The 18,303-nt window shown below is 65.8% G+C and carries 10 protein-coding genes; 7 read left to right on the top strand and 3 right to left on the bottom strand.

From position 1 onward, the window contains the following. Positions 1-563: 563 nt before the first annotated feature. From ACQY80_RS08570 to ACQY80_RS08540, 7 genes are all read left to right on the top strand, one after another. A complete protein-coding gene (locus tag ACQY80_RS08570) occupies positions 564-3,179 on the top strand; it encodes an Rne/Rng family ribonuclease (protein ID WP_428685551.1) in 2,616 nt (871 codons plus the stop codon). 160 nt (positions 3,180-3,339) lie between these two features. Next, positions 3,340-4,743 (top strand): M48 family metalloprotease, encoded by a 1,404-nt coding sequence (locus ACQY80_RS08565; RefSeq protein WP_428685798.1) that lies wholly within the window; start codon positions 3,340-3,342, stop codon positions 4,741-4,743. Positions 4,744-4,799: 56 nt separating this feature from the next. Continuing rightward, positions 4,800-6,407: a thioredoxin domain-containing protein gene (locus ACQY80_RS08560; protein WP_428685549.1), complete on the top strand. Its 1,608-nt coding sequence runs from the start codon at positions 4,800-4,802 to the stop codon at positions 6,405-6,407. Positions 6,408-6,635: 228 nt separating this feature from the next. Further along, positions 6,636-8,228 carry a tetratricopeptide repeat-containing sulfotransferase family protein gene (locus ACQY80_RS08555; protein WP_428685796.1) on the top strand — a complete coding sequence of 531 codons (1,593 nt, stop codon included), beginning with the start codon at positions 6,636-6,638 and terminating at the stop codon, positions 8,226-8,228. Between the two features lie 141 nt (positions 8,229-8,369). After that, entirely contained in the window at positions 8,370-10,742 is a 2,373-nt protein-coding gene (locus tag ACQY80_RS08550) for a TonB-dependent receptor (protein WP_428685547.1), read from the top strand. Positions 10,743-10,746: 4 nt separating this feature from the next. Next, complete coding sequence (locus ACQY80_RS08545) at positions 10,747-12,075, top strand: APC family permease (protein ID WP_428685545.1); 1,329 nt, start codon at positions 10,747-10,749, stop codon at positions 12,073-12,075. A gap of 244 nt (positions 12,076-12,319) precedes the next feature. Beyond that, on the top strand, positions 12,320-14,269 hold the full coding sequence (locus ACQY80_RS08540; RefSeq protein ID WP_428685543.1) for an AAA family ATPase: 1,950 nt from the start codon (positions 12,320-12,322) through the stop codon (positions 14,267-14,269). Between the two features lie 8 nt (positions 14,270-14,277). Here the strand turns inward: ACQY80_RS08540 and ACQY80_RS08535 are convergent, their stop codons facing one another. The 3 genes from ACQY80_RS08535 to ACQY80_RS08525 are packed head-to-tail and all read right to left on the bottom strand — an operon-like array spanning position 14,278 to position 18,277. Beyond that, positions 14,278-15,882 carry a phytoene desaturase family protein gene (locus ACQY80_RS08535; protein ID WP_428685541.1) on the bottom strand — a complete coding sequence of 535 codons (1,605 nt, stop codon included), beginning with the start codon at positions 15,880-15,882 and terminating at the stop codon, positions 14,278-14,280. Next, positions 15,879-17,099 (bottom strand): FAD-dependent oxidoreductase, encoded by a 1,221-nt coding sequence (locus ACQY80_RS08530; RefSeq protein ID WP_428685539.1) that lies wholly within the window; start codon positions 17,097-17,099, stop codon positions 15,879-15,881. Before ACQY80_RS08530 ends, ACQY80_RS08535 begins: the two co-directional genes overlap by 4 nt. Next, positions 17,096-18,277, bottom strand: coding sequence for an aromatic ring-hydroxylating oxygenase subunit alpha (locus tag ACQY80_RS08525; protein WP_428685537.1), 1,182 nt, complete (start codon positions 18,275-18,277; stop codon positions 17,096-17,098). Before ACQY80_RS08525 ends, ACQY80_RS08530 begins: the two co-directional genes overlap by 4 nt. Between the last annotated feature and the right edge of the window lie 26 nt (positions 18,278-18,303).

Here is an 18,303-nt window from a genome sequence, read left to right as displayed (position 1 = left end):
GTCAAATCGGGGTCAACCGGCACGGTTAACAGGCGATTCAACATGAATTTCCCGCCGGGGAATTATTGCAACACTGGGAACACTTCCCATCTTTGTTCCGTGGCGGAGGTTGCCGTCGGCGCATGCCGATGCTAGCACCCCCCCACTGGCGGTGTCCTTCCCGGCGCCGTCCGGCCTTTTGAGGGGAAAGGCCTGGCCCGTGCAAATCGCGGATCAGGGCCGCTCCGGTGCCGGGCACGCGGGGAAAGACATGCGCCGCCAGTCCACCGGTTGACCGGGCGGCACGAGCGGCTTTCTCTCCGAAAGACGCACCGCCGCTCCGCTCAATCCCGAAACAGGTTGATGCCGCATGAGGCTTGCCATGCCCTCTTCTGATCGCGACGCAGGTGCTTTTGCCCCTGTATGCGCCGCGACCGAAGACCGCATGCGCGTCCGCAACCGGACGCGGGCCACGCACGGCAATAACGATATTTTTTCTTTGAACCCTATCGACCGCAGCCTTTCCCACGGGAGGGGCGCGGCCTTTTTGTTTGGCGCGCCGCGGCGCGCCTGGAGTGATAATAATGACCACGCGCATGTTGATCGACGCGCGGCACCGGGAAGAGACCCGGGTCGCCGTCACCAAGGGAAACCGAATCGAGGAGTTTGATTTCGAGTCTGCCGAGCACAAGCAGCTCAAAGGCAACATCTATCTGGCCAAGGTAACCCGTGTCGAACCGTCGCTGCAGGCGGCGTTCGTCGAATATGGCGGCAATCGTCACGGCTTCCTCGCGTTCAGCGAAATCCACCCCGACTATTACCAGATTCCGAAGGAAGACCGCGACGCGTTGCTGCGCGAAGAGGCCGAACATGCTGCCGCCGCCGCGCAGCGCGCCGAGGAAGACCTCGACGAACTCGAGGGCGATGTCGCCGACGTCGAATATCATGACGACGACAATGGCGACGCCCCTGCCCCCGAAACCATCGGCGAAGACGATGGTGACGATCGGGGCGAAGAGCATGACGACGCCGAGGAAAATGGCGACGAAGCGGCCGAAGACGGCGGCGAGGGAGCTCGGGACGACCGTGGCGACCGCAAGGGTCGCGGGCGCGGGCGCGGCAACAACAACCGCAAGGGCGGCCGCGGACGCAGCCGCCGCAACGACGACGAAGACAGCGAAAACCGCATGTCACTGCGCCGCCGCTACAAGATTCAGGACGTCATCCGTCGCCGTCAGGTGATGCTGGTGCAGGTCGTCAAGGAAGAGCGCGGCAACAAGGGCGCTGCGCTCACCACCTATCTGTCACTCGCCGGCCGCTATTGCGTGCTGATGCCGAACACGATGCATGGCGGCGGGATCAGTCGCAAGATTTCGAACGGGGCCGATCGCCGCAAGCTGAAGGCGATGATCGACGAGCTGGCGCTGCCGCCGACGATGGGCTGCATCGTCCGCACCGCGGGGATGAGCCGCACCAAGGTCGAGATCAAGCGTGACTTCGACTATCTCGCCCGCCTGTGGGACGAAATTCGCGAGAATACGCTGGGGTCGAGCGCGCCCGCGCTGATCCATTCGGACAGCGATCTCGTCAAGCGCGCTATCCGCGACATCTATCACAAGGATATCGAGGAAGTGCTCGTCGAGGGCGACGAGGGCTATAAGGCGGCGAAGCAGTTCATGAAGCTGCTGATGCCGAGCCACGCGCGGCGCGTGAAGCAATATGCCGATCCGGTGTCGCTCTATCAGCGCTACGGCGTCGAGGATCAGCTCGCGGGGATGCTCAATCCCGTCGTCCAGCTGAAATCGGGCGGCTATCTGGTGATCAACCCGACCGAGGCTTTGGTATCGATCGACATCAACTCGGGCCGCTCCACGCGCGAGCATAATATCGAACAGACCGCGCTCAGCACCAACCTGGAGGCCGCGGCCGAAATCGCCCGCCAGCTCCGCCTGCGCGACATGGCCGGGCTGGTCGTGATCGACTTCATCGACATGGATCATGGCTCGAACGTCCGCAAGGTCGAGCGCGCGATGAAGGATGCGCTGAAGAACGACCGCGCGCGCATCCAGGTCGGCCGCATTTCGGGCTTCGGCCTGATGGAGATGAGCCGCCAGCGTCTGCGCACCGGCGTGCTCGAAGCCTCGACGCGCCCGTGCCCGCATTGCGAAGGCACCGGCCTCGTCCGCACCGCATCGTCGGCGGGCCTCAGCGCGCTGCGCCTCATCGAAGAGGAGGCCGCGCGCGGCAAGGGAAACAAGATCACCCTGCGCGCGAGCCAGGAAGCGACCTTCTACCTCCTCAACGAAAAGCGGCGCGAACTGCGCGAGATCGAGGAGCTTTACGGCGTCACCGTCGAAATCCTGCCCGACGGCGAGACCGAAGGCGCACGCATGGCGGTCGAGGTCAGCGGCCCGCCGCCGATCGCGCGCCGCAGCTTCGCCCCGATCGCGCCGATCGAGGATGAGGATGATGACGACTTCGTCGATGAGGACGAGGAAGAAGAAACCGAAGCCGAAGAGGCCGAGGAGCGCCCCGCTCGCCGCGAACGGCCCGAAAGCCAGGAAGGCGAGGACGGCGAAGGCCGCAAGCGCCGCCGCCGCCGCCGCCGTGGCCGCCGCGGTCGCCGCGACGACGAAGGCGCCGAGGGCACTGAAGACGTCGAAGGCGAAGCCAACGGCGACACTGACGCCGAAGCATCTGCCGAAGAGGCCGCGCCGGTCGAGGCCGAAGCCGAGATCGCCGAGAAGAAACCGCGCCGCCGTGGCGGTCGCGGTCGTAAGAAGGCCGAGGATGCCGTGGTCGTCGAGGCCGAAGAGTCCGCTCCGGCCGAAGCCGCTCCCGAACCCGCGGCCGAGAAAGCACCCGCTGCCGAGGAAAAGCCGAAGCGCAAGCGCGCGCCGCGCAAGACCAAAGCCGCAGCCGCTGCGGAAGCCGAAGCTGCTGCAGCCGTCGAGGCACCGGTAGCGGAGGCTCCTGCTGTCGAAGAGGCTGTGCCGGTCGAGGCCGAAGCCGAAGTCGCCAAGCCTGCGCCGAAAAAGCGTGCCAGCCGCGCCAAGAAGGTGGCCGAGCCCGCTCCTGAAACGGTGGCAGAGCCCGCCGCGACAGACGGCGAGCCTGTTGCGGCCGAAGCCGACGATGGCGAAATTGGGCCCGACGGCGAACCCCGTCGCGGCTGGTGGCAGCGCACGTTTGGCAACTGATCGGACAAGCCAATCGGGCGGCAACATATCCGTTGCCGCCCGATTGGCCCTCGACTGATCGCGGAATTATCATCCGCACCTTGCGCCCACGCACCATGAGCCCCAATAAGCACGCATGGCTTCAGTCGAGGTTCAGGCGCGCGGCGCAAGACAGGCGGCGATGACCGCATTCCCGCAGCATCCCGCGCGCAGCGCGCAGCAATCGGCCGCGTTTTTCCGTGTCCTGCTGACCCTTCTCGCGATGATCGCCATCGCGGTGCGCCCGGCGGCGGCGCAATCGATCCTGCGCGATGCCGAGACCGAGGCGCTGTTTCAGGACATGATGGACCCGCTTCTGGTTGCGGCGGGGCTTCAGCCGGGACAGGTGCGCGTTCACCTGCTCGGCGACCGCAGCATCAATGCCTTCGTTGCCGGCAGTCAGGACATCTATGTCTTCAGCGGGCTGATCGAGGCGGCGGACAGCGCTGAAGAAGTCCAAGGCGTACTCGCGCACGAACTCGGTCACGTCATGGGCGGCCATGCGATCCGCGCCAGCGAAGGCGCAAAGGCGGCGACCGGCATTTCGATCCTCAGCCTTCTGCTCGGCGCCGCGGCGATTGCGGCGGGCGGCGGCGACGCCGGCATGGGCATTCTGATGGCGGGCCAGCAGGCGGCACTCGGAAAATACCTCGCCTTCAACCGGGTTCAGGAATCGACCGCCGACGCCGCCGGCGCCCAATATCTTTCGAAGGCGGGAATCAGCGGTCGCGGCAGCCTGGCTTTCTTCAAAAAGCTCCAGAATCTCGAATTCCGCTATGGCATCAAGCAGGACGACGATCAGGCCTATGGCCGCACGCATCCGATGTCGGGCGACCGCATTCAGGCGCTGCGCGAAGTCTATATCGTCGACCCCGCATGGGCCAAACCCGCCGACCCGAAGATCGAGGCGCGCTTTCAGCGCGTGAAGGCCAAGCTCGAAGGCTATATCGCCGACCCGCAGCGCACACTGCGCAAATTTCCCGAGAGCAACACCAGCATCCCCGCGCGCTATGCCCGCGCCTATGCCTGGCACAAGAGCGCCTATCCCGACAAGGCGCTGGCCGAAGTCGAGGGCCTGCTCAAGGCCGATCCGCACGACCCTTATTTTCTCGAGCTCGAGGGTCAGGTGATGCTCGAATCCGGGCGGCCCAAGGATGCGATCCCGCCGCTGCGCGAGGCAGTGACCAATTCCAGATCGCAGCCGCTGATCGCCGCAACGCTCGGTCATGCGCTGATCGCGACCGAAGATCCCGCCAATTTTGCCGAGGCCGAAAAGGTGCTCAAGACCGCGGTCGCGCTCGACAATCAAAATCCCTTCGCCTGGTATCAGCTCGGTATCGTCTATGCGAACAAGGGCGATCAGGCGCGCGCCGCGCTCGCTTCGGCCGAACGCTATAATCTGGAGGGTGGACAGGCGGGGCTCGCGCTGCGTAATGCCGAAACCGCGATGCAGGGCCTGCCCGAAGGCTCGCCCGACTGGATTCGTGCACAGGATATAGCGCTGGTGTCGCGCGCCGAGGTGGAACAGACACGCAAAAAGCGCTAGATTCAAACGACATATGATGGGGACGCACCGCCGCCGCCGGTGCTCAAGGGCGACAAGTGACCGATAAGAAAGACGATTATTACCAGCCGTGGCTGCGCGACCCGGCCCCGACGCCCGATGCGTCGGCGTCCGCGCACGACACTGCCGACCACGGTGGGCTGGCCAAACCGACAGAGCAACCGCCGGTCGGGATCGACCTCGCGCGCTACAAGGCGGCGGAGAAGCCGCGCGATCCGCTGGTCCGGCCCGAGGCGATCAAGGCGGGTGCCGCCAATGTCTGGGATCGTATCCGCAACGGCGCCGAAGCCTTTGCCGACTGGACGATCGATGTCGGCGAGCGTGCCGACATTCCCGCGCGCGTCGAGGCGATGGAAATTCCGCGTCGCTCGCGCGCGCTCGCGGCGAAGAGTGGCGCCCTGACCGCCCGCGCGGCGAAAGCCGTCGGCCGAAGTTCGGCCAAGGCGAGCCGCGCCGCCGCGAAGGCCAGCGGCGAGGCATGGGACAAGATGGCGCTGGGCGACAAGGCCCAGAAGCTGTCGAGCGACGCCGCGCGCGGGCTTGGCGAGGTTGCGGGCAAGACCAGGGCCGGGATCGGTCAGGTCGCCAAAGCCGGAACCGAAAGCCTGCGCGAACAGATCGGCGACGCCGCGACCAAGCTGCGTCCCGCACCGCGTGAGGACGCCCCGCCGCCCCCCTCGGGGCTCGAGCAATTGCTTGCGCGCGAGGAAGCCGAGGCGCGCGCTGCCGAGCCTTCGACCGGCGCAACCGACCTGCCGCTGTTTGCCGGTGAACCCGCTGCAGCCGCGCCGCCTGCAGCCAAGCCGGCGAAGGCCAAGGCGGCCGCCGCCACGCCGCCGCCCTCGCTTTCGGGTCCCGAACCCGACGATCGCATGCCACATCAGCCGCCACGGACGCCGCGCGCTGCCGTTTCGGGGGCGGCACTGCCCGCCCCGCTTTGGGCAATCGCACTCGGCGCGCTGCTGTTGCTTGCCGCCACCTTCTGGCTCGGCGGCCGCTTCGGCGGCGGGATGAGCAAGAGCGAGGTCGAAACGATCGTCGCCGACTATATCCGCGCGCATCCCGAAATGATTCCCGAAGCCTTCGAGGCGCAGCGCAGCAAGGAGATGGCGAAGGCCGTTGATGCGGTGCGCCCCGCGCTCGAAAAGCCTTATGCCGGGGCATGGGCGGGCAATGCCGACGGCGACGTGACTTTGGTCGTCTTCACCGATTATGCGTGCGGCTTCTGCCGCGCCAGTGTCCCTGACGTCGACCGGCTGATCCGCGAGGACAAACGCCTGAAGGTCGTGTTCCGCGAACTGCCGATCATCGCACCGCAAAGCCGCGACGCCGCGATCATGGCGCTCGCCGCCGCGCGGCAGGGTAAATATGACGCCTTCCACCACGCGATGTTCGCGGCCTCGTCGCTCGACCCGTCGGCGATCGCCGCCGCCGCCGCGAAAGCGGGTGTCGTGACCGACGGCAGCGCCGATGCGACCGCGAACGAGGCGCTGTTCCAGCGCGAGATCGATTCCAACCTCGCGCTCGCGACGCAGCTTCAGCTCAACGCGACCCCGACCTGGATCGTCGGCGACCAGCTGTTTCAGGGTCAGGTCGGCTATGACGCGCTCAAACAGGCGATCGCCAAGGCCCGGAAAAAGAGCTGAGTCTTGGAGGCGACGGTCACGCTCGACGCGGCGATCGCCAACGCACGCCAGCTCCTGAACGGCCAACCCGCCACCGCGCTGGCGCAGGCCGAGGCGATCCTCGAGGCAGTACCGACCTCGGCCGAGGCGCATCGGCTCGCTGCCCGTGCACTACGCGCTCTCGGGCGCGAGACCGACGCGCAGGACGCCTCGCTCGCGGCCGTCGGCGCGGCGATCCATGACCCCGCGATGGTCGATGCCGCACTGGCACTTTCCGAAAACCGCCTTCCCGATGCGGAGGCCGCACTGCGCGGACGGCTGCGCGAGGATGCGACCGATGTCGCGGCGATCCGTATGCTCGCCGAGGTCGCGGGACGGATCGGCCGCTATGGCGATGCCGAGAAACTGCTGTCGCGCGCACTCGAACTCGCGCCCGGCTTCGGCGCGGCGCGGGCCAATCTTGCGACGGTCTATTACAAGCAGAACCGGTTCGCCGAGGCGGCCGAAACGCTCGACGCGGTGCTCGGCGACGACCCCGACAATCCCGCGCACGCCAATTTGAAAGCGGCCGCGCTCGGCCGTATCGGCGGCTATGACGAGGCGATCACGCTCTACGAGGAACTGACCCGGCGCTTTCCGGCGCAGGGGAAGCTCTGGATGAGTTACGGCCATATCCTCAAGACCGTCGGGCGGCAGGACGACAGCATCGCCGCCTATCGCCGCGGGCTCGAAGCCGATCCGGGGCTCGGGGAAATCTGGTGGAGCCTCGCCAATCTGAAGACGATACGGTTCGAGGCGAACGACCGGGCTGCTATGGAGGAGGCGCTGGTAGCGACCCCCGCCGGCGATCCCGCACGCGACGAAGACCGGCTCCACCTCCACTTCGCGCTCGGCAAGGCCTATGACGACGCCGGCGAAGCCGAGCCCGCCTTTCGCCACTATGCTGCGGGCAATGCGATCCGTGCCGGCCAGCTCGACTATAGTGCCGCCGAAACGAGCACGACCGCCGACCGCGCCATCGCGGCCTTTTCCGCCGATCTCTTCGCGGCCCGCTCGGGTTACGGCGACCCTTCGCCCGACCCCGTCTTCATTCTCGGCCTGCCGCGTGCAGGATCGACCCTCGTCGAACAGATTCTCGCGAGCCATTCGGCAGTCGAGGGCACGATGGAACTCCCCGACATTCCTTCGCTCGCGCTGACGCTCGGCCGGGAGGCCAAGGGCGATGCGCGGCTCTGGGTCGAGGCGCTCGTCGAGGCGCCAGCGGAGCAGCTCGCAGACCTTGGCGCCGATTATCTTCGCCGCACCGCGGTGCAGCGGAAGACGGAGAAGCCCTTCTACATCGACAAGCTGCCGAACAACTGGCTTTACCTTCCCTTCATCCGGCTAGTGCTGCCGAATGCGAAGATCATCGATGCGCGGCGGCACCCGCTCGATTGCTGCTTTTCCAATTTCCGCCAGCATTTCGCGAAGGGGCAGGCCTTCAGCTACGGTCTCGCCGACATCGGCACCTATTACCGCGATTATGTCCGGCTGATGGCGCATATCGACGCGGTCCAGCCGGGCCGCGTCCACCGCGTCATCCACGAAGCGCTTCTCGACGATCCCGAGGCCGAAGTGCGCGCGCTGCTTGGCTGGCTCGGACTGGATTTCGAGGAAGGCTGCCTCGATTTCCATCGCAACGCGCGCGCGGTGCGCACCGCGTCGAGCGAACAGGTCCGCCGCCCGATCAATCGTGACGGGGTCGACCAATGGCGCCCCTATGAGGCGTGGCTCGATCCGCTGAAGACGGCGCTCGGCCCGGTGCTGACGGCTTACCCGGAGGTTCCGGCCAGCTTCGACTGACGACGCAGCCGAAAATTCGTTGCCTTTGAGCAACAGTAGGCGACATTTTCTGTCCGCCACCCCACGCCCCGCGAACAGTGCTTGCGCTTGCGCTGCACCGCGTCATGCTCCGTCACAGGACTGTCATGCGAGGGGGATTCCATGCGGAAACTATCGGCCGTGTTGACCAAAAGCGGCGCGGTGCTGCTCGGCAGCACCATCTTGTGCACATCGGGAACGGCGCTTGCCCAGCAAGCCAATACGGGGAATGACGACGACATCGTCGTCACGGCATCAAAGCGCGAGCAGAATCTGCAGGACGTGCCGATGGCGATCAGCGCGATCGGCAACGAGCGGCTCGCCGAGCTGCAGGTCAAGGAATTCCAGGACGTCGTCAAATTCCTGCCGTCGGTGACGATCCAGACCGCGGCGCCGGGCTTTACCCAGGTCTATTTCCGCGGCGTCGCCTCGGGCGAGAACGCCAACCACTCGGCCTCGCTGCCGACCGTCGGCACCTATCTCGACGAAATGCCCGTGACGACGATTCAGGGCGCGCTCGACATTCACACCTACGACCTCGCCCGCGTCGAGGCACTCGCCGGTCCGCAGGGCACGCTTTATGGCGCCAGCTCGATGGCCGGCACGATCAAGCTCGTCACCAACCGCCCCGACACCAGCGGCACCTATGGCGAGGTCGGGGTCGAGATCAACAATGTCGCCCATGGCGATTTCGGCGGCGTCGCCGAAGGCTTCCTCAATGCGAAGCTCGGCGACCGCGCCGCCGCGCGCCTTGTCGCCTGGTACCGCAAGGACGGCGGATATATCGACAATATCGCCGGCAGCCGAACCTATCCGACGAGCGGCATCACGCAGAACAACACTGCGCTGGTCGAAAAGAACTACAACAACGCCGACACCTATGGCGCACGCCTCGCGCTCGGGATCGAGCTCGATGACGACTGGACGATCCGTCCGACGATCATGGGCCAGATCCAGAAGACCAATGGCAGCTATGCCCAGGAACGGTCGGGTGCGGTGACCAAGAGCCTGCAGACGGTCCAGTACAATCCCGAATCGTCGAAGGACAAATGGCTGCAGGCGGCGCTGACGATCGAGGGCAAGCTCGGCAGCTGGGATCTGACCGTCACCGGCGGCCATCTCCGCCGCAAGACCGACGTCCAAAGCGACTATTCGGATTATGCCTATTTCTATGACGCACTCTATGGCTCGGGCGCGTCCTTCTATGACAATAATGGCGATCTCGTCAGTCCGAACCAGTATATTCTGGGCATCGACCGCTACAAGAAGAGCTTCGTCGAGGCACGCGTCGCCTCGCCCGCCGACGCACCGATCCGGTTCATCGGCGGCCTGTTCTGGCAGCGTCAGGCGCATAATATCGAACAACATTATGTGGTCGACGACATTGCGGACTCGATTCAGGTTCCGGGTACCGTCGACAATATCTGGCTGACCAAACAGCTGCGCGTCGACCGCGACTATGCCGCGTTCGGCGAACTCAGCTTCGACATCACCGACAAGCTGACGCTGACCGGCGGCGGCCGCATCTACAAGTTCGACAACAGCCTCGTCGGATTCTTCGGCTACAACAATCCAGGCTTCAGCTCGAACCCCGTCTATGCCTGTCAGGGACCGGCGGTGGTCGCGGGGTCGCCCTGCACCAACCTCGACAAGAAGACGAAGGACACCGACTTCATCCACAAGCTCAACCTGACCTACAAGTTCACCGAGGACGCTTTGATCTATGCGACCTGGTCGCGCGGCTATCGCCCCGGCGGCATCAACCGCCGCGGTAGCCTGCCGCCCTATGGCTCCGACACGCTCGACAACTATGAAGTGGGCTGGAAGACGAGCTGGGGGCCGCTCCGCTTCAACGGCGCGATCTATCAGGAGGACTGGAAGAATATCCAGCTCTCCTTCCTCGGCCTCAACGGGCTCAGCGAAATCCGCAATGCCGGCATCGCGCGCATTCGCGGGGTCGAGCTCGACGTCGGCTATCGTCAGGACGGCTTCTCGATCAATGCCGGGATGAGCTATAACGACGCCGAAATCCGCCGCGATTTCTGCCGCATCGCCAATGCCGACTTCGACTGCACAACCGCCGGCAACTCGCTGCTCGCACCTGCGGGCACCGGGCTTCCGGTCACGCCGAAGTTCAAGGGCAATGTCGTGACGCGCTACGAATTCCCGGTCGGCGATCTCGGCGGACACGTCCAGTTCGCGGTCAACCATACCGGCAAGCGCCGCAGCGATCTTCGCACGTTCGAAAATACACTCAAAGGCACCCTCAAATCCTACACCACGGTCGATTTCAGTGTCGGGGTGAAGGCCGACGACTGGAAAGCCGAACTGTTCGCGACGAACCTGTTCGACAGCCGCGGGATCATCAACACCGGGGTCCAGTGTCTGGAAACGACGTGCGGCGACCCCGACGGGATCAGCAGCACCGGCGGCGTTTTCTATGACACCCCGATTCGGCCACGCCTGATCGGGCTCAAGGTCAGCAAGGAATTCTGACCGGGTGACCGTTCCCGCAACCAACAGCGAAAGGCCGAGCCAAAAGCTCGGCCTTTTGATGTGCATCGCGCTCGGCATGGGCAATATGATCGGGTCGGGGGTGTTCCTGCTGCCGCGCGACCTGGCGCCGCTCGGGTGGAACGCGATCGTCGGCTGGCTCGTCTCGATCGCGGGGACCCTCTGCCTTGCGATCGTGTTCGCCCGCCTTGCCCGGCGCCTCCCTGAAGGCTGCGCTGCCTTCACCTATGCCGCCGCCGCCTTTGGCCCCGGCACCGGCTTCATCGTCGCGTGGAGCTACTGGATCAGCTGCTGGACCGTCGTTGCGACGCTTGCGGTGGCGGCGATCAGCAACATGTCGATCCTGATGCCATGGCTCGCCGATGCCGGCGCGCTGCCCGCGTGGATCGCGATCGGCTGCATCTGGTTCTTCACCCTCGTCAACCTGTTCGGCGTCCGCCGTGCGGGCGGGGCACAATTACTGACGCTGGGCCTGAAGCTGATCCCCGTGATCGGCGCGGTGCTCGTCGGCGTCTGGGCGCTCGGCACGGGCGCCGCGCCCCCTCCCACCATGACGGGGACCGAGCCGCTCAGCCTGTCGGGGGTCAGTTCTGCGGCCACGCTGACCTTGTTCGCGTTGCTCGGTTTCGAAAGCGCGTGCGTCGTCAGCGACCGCGTGAAGGACCCCGAGCGCACGATTCCGCGCGCGACGGTCATAGCGGCAGCGGCAGTCGGGCTGCTCTATCTGCTGTCGTGCACGACGGTAACGCTGATGGTACCGCTAGAGACGTTGCAAGGTTCGAACGCGGCCTATGCAACCTTCTTCGGACGCTTGGTGAGCCCGGAAGCAGGCGACGTCGTCGCGCTCTTCGCCGCCGTGGCAGCACTCGGCGCACTCAACGGCTTTGTCCTGCTGCAGGGCGATATTCCGCGCGACCTTGCGCACCGGCGCCTGCTACCTTCAGCTTTCGCGCGCGACAATAAATTCGCGTCGCCCTGGATCACCCAGATCGTATCGAGCGGGCTCGCCAGCGTGATCGTCTACGCCAATTATTCGCGCGGTCTCGCCGACCTCTTCGCCTTCATGGTCAAGGTCACCACCTCGACCGCAATCATCCTCTACATCGTCGGCGCGGCGTCGGCGCTGGTGCTCGAACGACAGGGCACGATCAAGGTCTCGACCGGCTTCGCCGCCGCAACGATCCTCGGCTTCCTTTACAGCTGCTGGGCCTTTTACGGCGCGGGGGTCGAAGCGAGTCTGTGGAGCCTCGCGATGACCGCCGCCGGCCTGCCGATCTATTTCGCGATGAAGCGCGCGGCGCCCGCAACCGCCTGAACCTTGCCCCGGGACAGGAAATCGCCTATTGGCGCAATCCCGTTGGCCCGGATTCGGGCCTTTTTGGAGACGTGACGTGTCGGACCGCCGAAACATCCAGGGTTTGAAGCCCTGCGGCATCCGCCCGCTGTCGTAGCGCGTTTTTCCTGACGCGGTGCGCCCGGGCGCTGCCGCAATTTCCAACCCGCCTATCATCACTTCTGCCGTCGGGCGCCGTGCGTCCGCCGGCCGCAGGCAGGACTTTATGTTGCACGACAGCCATTGGGCGCGCGCACTCGCGCGCGCCATCGCCACGGATCATCCGGGCAAGACCAGGACCGGCCGGGCGCTGCTCGGCTGGGCCCGCACGCGCACTACTGCGCTCGGGTTCGCGGAGAAGATGATCGCGCGCGCAGATCTGCTCGGGGTCCCGACCCCGACACCCGGCGCGCGCGAAGACGAGTGCCTGCTTCAGGCCGGCCGGCTGGCCGACGCGCTCGAGCTCGCCGCCGAAGAGCGTGCGCTGCTGCTGCTCGCCACCGCGATGGACCGCGGCCCACTGACTCGCAGCCTTGCCAAGCTGGTCGAAACCGAGGCGCTCGATATGGAGACGCTGGTCGGGACGCTCACCGGGTTTGCGCCGCACGCCATTCGCACCGCCGAAGTCGTCCGGCTCGATCTCGTCGGGCGCTGGACGAGCAAGGAAGGCAAGGTCGAATTCGGCCTCTGCTGGTCGTTCGAACGGCTGCTCGACGCCAAGACCGGGCAGCATGAAAATCTGATCGACGGCCTGCTCGGCCGAAGGCAGACGGCACGCCACGCACTCGCCGATTTTCCGGCGCAGCGGGCCGATGCCGATCTGGCGCTCGCGCTGTTGCGCGGCGCGCTCGAGGGCGGCGCGCGCGGGATCAACATCCTGATCCACGGCCCGCCGGGGACGGGCAAGACCGAACTGGCGCGCACGCTCGCCGGGGCGCTCGGCGAGCCGCTGCACGCCGTCGGCGAAGCCGACAGCGACGGCGAAGAGCCGAGCCGCTTCGACCGCGTCGCCGCGCTGCGGCTGGCGCTGCGCACGCTCGAAAAGCGCGGACGCGCCCTGTTGCTGTTCGACGAGATGGAGGATCTTCTCGGCGGCGCGCAGGTCGAACAGGATGGCCGCATTCGCAACCGCTCCGGATCGAAGCTGTTCGTCAACCGGCTGCTCGAAGAAAATGTCGTGCCGGTTATCTGGACGTCGAACTCGATCGCCGATGTCGATCCCGCGATCCTGCGCCGGTTCAGCCTGTCGATCCGCATGGATTTTCCGGGCGTCGCATACAGTCCGGCGATGCTCGAACGCGTGAGCGCCGAAGAGAAGGTCGCGGTCGATCCGGCCTTGCAGTCGCTCGCGGCGCGAGCACCCGAAACGGCATCGCTGTTCCGCGTCGCTGCACGCGCGGCCGCGCTCGCGGGCGATCCCGAAAGTGCAAGCCGCTTTGCCGGCTCGGTCCTCGGCGCGATGAAGGGCGAGACGGTGCAGCCTCGCGCACCGCGTTCCTTCGATGAGACGCTGCTCGCCGCCGATATCGATCTGCCGGCGCTATTCGCGAGCCTGACGCACGAAGAGAGCCCTGCCGATTTCTCTTTGCTGCTCACCGGCCCCCCGGGAACGGGCAAGACCGAGGCGGTGCAGGCACTCGCGCGCCGGCTGGGGCGACCGCTGCACGTCAGGCGCGCGTCGGACCTGATGTCAAAGTGGGTTGGCGAGACCGAAAAGGCGATCGCGCGCGCTTTCACCGATGCAAGGCGTCAGGGGGCTATGCTCTTTTTCGACGAAGTCGATTCGCTGCTCGCCGACCGGCAGGGGGCGACGCAGAGCTGGGAAGTCAGTCAGGTCAACGAGCTGCTGACCTGGATGGAGGAGCACCCGCTGCCCTTCGCCGCGGCGACCAACCATGCCGCGAAGCTCGATCCCGCCTCGGCGCGGCGCTTCGTCTTCAAGGTCGAAATGCGCCCGCTCGACGCGACGCGCGCACGGAGAGCGTTCACGCATTTCTTCGGTCGCGACGCGCCGGCTACGCTCGACCGGCTCGCCGGGTTGACGCTCGGCGACTTCGCCGTCGTCGCACGCCAGCTCGGCTTCCTCGGCACCGGCGACGATGCCGCGCTTGTCGAACGGCTACGGCAAGAACGGGCGGCGCGCCCGGCGATGCCGCAGGTGGTCGGCTTCGGGTAAGCCCGGCCTCAACGCCACTTCGGGGCGAACAGGCCGCGGTCGCGCAGGATTACCTGCGCGGCATTGTGCCCCGGCGCGCCGGTCACGCCGCCGCCAGGGTGCGTCCCCGCCCCGCACATGTAGAGGCCCTTGACCGGCCCGCGATAGGCGCCGTTGCCGAGCACGGGGCGCGCCGACCAGAGCTGATCGAGGCTCATATTGCCGTGCATGATGTCGCCGCCGACCAGCCCGAACTTGCGTTCAAGCCCCTTGGGGCTGAGGATCTGGCGCCCGACGATCGAAGCGCGGAAGCCCGGCGCGTGCGCCTCGACCGTGTCGATGATCGTATCGGCCGCCTTGCCTTCCTCGACATCCCAGTCGCGACCATCCGGTAATTCAGGCGCAAATTGCTGGCAGAAAAGGCTTGCGACATGCTGCCCGGGAGGCGCGAGGCTGTCGTCTACCGTCGACGGGATGAGCATTTCGACAATCGGCTTCTTCGACCAGCCATGTTCCTTCGCGTCGAGGAATGCCTTGTCCATATAGTCGAGCGTCGGGGCGATGATGATCCCGGACTGGTGATGCTCGCCGGGTTCGGGAAGGCAGGTGAAGCGCGGCAGTTCGCTGAGCGCGACATTCATGCGGAAGGTGCCGCTGCCCGCTTTGAATGCCTTGATGCGGCGGCGGAATTCGGGGGCGATATCGCTTTCGTCGAACATGCGTTCGTAGAGCAATTTCGGCCCGACATTGGCGATCACGCGCGCCGCGGCGATTTCCTCGCCGCCGACCAGCTTGACCCCGACCGCCTTGCCACCATCGACAAGAACCTTGTCGACCGGGCTTTCGAGGCTGATCTCGACGCCGAGCTGGGTGCAAACCTTCGCCATCATCTGGGTGATCGCGCCCATGCCGCCGACGCTGTGGCCCCACGCGCCCTTCTTGCCATTCACTTCGCCGAAGACGTGGTGGAGCAGGACATAGGCGCTGCCTGGCGTGTCGGGGCTGGCGTAGTTTCCGACCACTGCGTCGAAACCGAAGGCGGCCTTGACCGCTTCGCTCTCGAACCAGCTATCGAGGAAGGTGCGCGCCGACTTGGTGAAGAGTTCGAGCACGTCGCGCTGCTGCGACAGGCTGAGCTTGGTCAGCCCGCGCCCCTGCCGCGCCGCGTCGAGCAAAGTCTTGAAGCCGTCGCCGACATTCGGCGGCGATTTCAATGCGAGGTCGCGCAGCACGTCGGCGACGCCCTCGAGCATGTCATAATATTCGGGAAGCCGCGCGGCGTCGTGCGCCGAGAAGCGCGCAAATTCCTTTTGCGTCCGTTCGAGCCCGCCGCCGAGTTTCAGATAGCCGCCCTCTTCCTGCGGCAGGAAGTTGCTGATCGGCCGCTCGATGACGCGATAGCCATGATCGGCGAGCTTCATGTCGGCGATGACCTTGGGCTGGAGCAGGCTGACCGTGTAGCTGGCGACCGAATTGCGGAAGCCCGGTGCGAATTCCTCGGTCACCGCGGCGCCGCCAACGACGTCGCGCGCCTCGACGATGCGGACCTTCAGCCCCGCCTTCGCGAGATAGAAGGCGCAGACGAGGCCGTTGTGGCCGGCGCCGATAATCAGGGCGTCATAGGCTTTGGTCATGAAAATTCTTTCGCAAGCGGGGATTGAACATGTTGGCGGCCGAAACCGAGGCCGAGGATGCGGCCCGGGATGCGGCGGAGCAGCGGGATCGCGTCGAGCAAGTGGACGGCGAAGGGCACGCGGGCGATCTCGCCGCGCAGCATCGGTTCGATGACGCGCTGGTGCGCGAAACGCTGGATCGCCTGCATGCGTATCGTCGGCGTCCAACGGCGGTCCTGCACCTTGACGAGCAAGGGATCGGGGTCGGCGCCCGCGGCGAGCGGTGCGGCGAGGATATTCGCGGTCGCGACGGCATCCTGCACCGCGAGATTGATCCCGACGCCGCCGACGGGCGACATCGCGTGCGCGGCGTCGCCGATCGCGAGCAGGCCGGGGCGCGACCAGCGCGTCAGCCGGTCGAGCGCGACGGTGAGCAGTTTGACGTCGTCGAAGCTCTGGATCGCGTCGATCCCGGCAGCAAGGCCGGGCGCGATCTCGACGACCTTGTCGCGAAACGCTGCGATCCCCCGCGCCTCGATCGGTGCAAAGCCGTCCTTCTCGATGATCTGCGCGCACTGCCAATAATCGCCGCGCGGGATCGCGACGACCATGCCGCCCTTGTCGATCGTGCCGAGCGCGACTTCGGACATGTCTACGCCGGCGGGAACGGGGATACGGAACCACAGCACGTCCATCGGCGCACCGAGATCTTCGAGCAGCAATTCGGCGGCGTCGCGCAGCACCGAGCGGCGCCCGTCGGCGGCGATGACGAGCCGCGCTGGCAAAGTCTCACCACTCGCGAGCGTCACGCCGTTGACGCGGTTCGTTGCGTCATAGGTGAGCCCGGTCGCCTCGGTCGACATGCGCAGATCAAAGGTCGGATATTTCCGGCCCTGCCCCGCGATAAAATCGAGCAGGTCCCATTGCGGCATCATCGCGACGAAGCGCGCCGCGACGGGCAGATGCTTCATCGTCGCGATCGTATATTGCCCGCCCAGCAAGTTGAGCGTCATCGTGTCGATCGCGGCGTACGGTTTCTTGAGCAGTTCTTCCAGCAGCCCGATCTCATTGAACAGTTCGAGCGTCGAGGGATGCACCGTGTCGCCGCGGAAATCGCGTAGGAAGTCGGCATGCTTTTCAAGGATGGTGACGCGCACCCCGGCCCGCGCAAAGAGCAGACCCGCGACCATGCCGGCGGGGCCACCGCCGACGATCACCACGGGCGCGCTGTCGTTCAAGCGCGGCTCCATCCCGCCTTCGGCGCCTGCTCCAGCCGCGCCTCGGGGATCAGGTCGCGCATCCGCGAGCAGAAGTGCTTGAGGCACACTTCCTTGTCGCTGAGCGGCCCCATGGTGAAGCTTTTCGACTGCATCCCCTGCTGGACGCGCGTGATCAGCTCGGTGTCCTCGGCGTTGACCTGACGGTTGATGCGCCAGTTGAGGTAGCGCGCGGCCTTCATCTCGCGGCGTTCGTCGGGGAGGACGTAGCTGATTTCGCGGATCAGGCAGGTCGTCGGCCCGGTCGGCAACCACTGCATGAAATCGACCTGATCGGGATAGATGTCGAAGGCGACATTCGGCCAGAGCTTGAAATAGAGCCAGTGACGCTGGTTCGCCTCCGGCAGATGCGGCACCGGCGGCAGCAGCCGCTGATACATGCGCTCCGACCAGTTCACCGACGGCCGGTCGATCAGGTCACCCCACATGCGATCGACACGATCCTCGGCCTCGACGCCATAGCTTTTGCCAAACAGGCGAGTGAGGCCGGGGTGCGCCACGGGGATGTGCAACCCGTCCGAATAATTGTCGCCGACATTCTTCCAGTTGACCTCGCGCGGGCGAAGCGTGACGCGGCCAAGCGCGCCGAGTTCCTCGAAGCGATAGGGATCGACCATCACCTCATAGGGCGCCATCATCGACGCGACCGACGGGCCGCCATCGTCGTCAAGCCGCACGAACCAGAAGCCGCGCCATTGTTCGAGCCCGACAGGGACAAGCCCCGCCTTGCTCTTATCGAGCGTCGGGTAGCTTGCCGAATCGGGGACGCCGGTCAGCCGGCCGTCGAGTTCGTAGGTCCAGGCATGATAGGGGCAGACGAGCTTTTTCGCGCAACCCGCCGCACCGTCGACGAGGCGCGAGCCGCGGTGGCGGCAGACATTGGTGAAGGCGCGCACCACGCTGTCGGTCCCGCGCACCAGGATCACGCTCTCGCCGCAATAGTCGATGCTGTGCCAGTCGCCGGCGTTCGGGATATCGCTGTCGTGACAGACGACCTGCCAGCTCGGGCGGAAGATGCGTTCCATTTCCGCCGCGTAGAAATCGGGATCGCTATAGGTCCACGCCGGTAAGGACCAGCCGTCCAAAGTATCTATGGGAGCGGGATCGAAATTCGAATCGCGAAGGGGTGCAGTTGCCATGGCTCGCTCCTTGTTGTACATATGTA

It is taken from the genome of Sphingopyxis sp. (genome assembly GCF_965279755.1).
Lineage (GTDB): Bacteria > Pseudomonadota > Alphaproteobacteria > Sphingomonadales > Sphingomonadaceae > Sphingopyxis.
This window is presented reverse-complemented; position numbering and strand designations above follow the sequence as displayed.

Coding starts and splice junctions, on each gene's coding strand:
- ACQY80_RS08570 (WP_428685551.1), top strand. CDS start 564: ATGACCACGCGCATGTTGATCGACGCGCGGCACCGGGAAGAGACCCGG.
- ACQY80_RS08565 (WP_428685798.1), top strand. CDS start 3,340: ATGACCGCATTCCCGCAGCATCCCGCGCGCAGCGCGCAGCAATCGGCC.
- ACQY80_RS08555 (WP_428685796.1), top strand. CDS start 6,636: ATGGTCGATGCCGCACTGGCACTTTCCGAAAACCGCCTTCCCGATGCG.
- ACQY80_RS08550 (WP_428685547.1), top strand. CDS start 8,370: ATGCGGAAACTATCGGCCGTGTTGACCAAAAGCGGCGCGGTGCTGCTC.
- ACQY80_RS08540 (WP_428685543.1), top strand. CDS start 12,320: ATGTTGCACGACAGCCATTGGGCGCGCGCACTCGCGCGCGCCATCGCC.
- ACQY80_RS08535 (WP_428685541.1), bottom strand. CDS start 15,882: ATGACCAAAGCCTATGACGCCCTGATTATCGGCGCCGGCCACAACGGC.
- ACQY80_RS08525 (WP_428685537.1), bottom strand. CDS start 18,277: ATGGCAACTGCACCCCTTCGCGATTCGAATTTCGATCCCGCTCCCATA.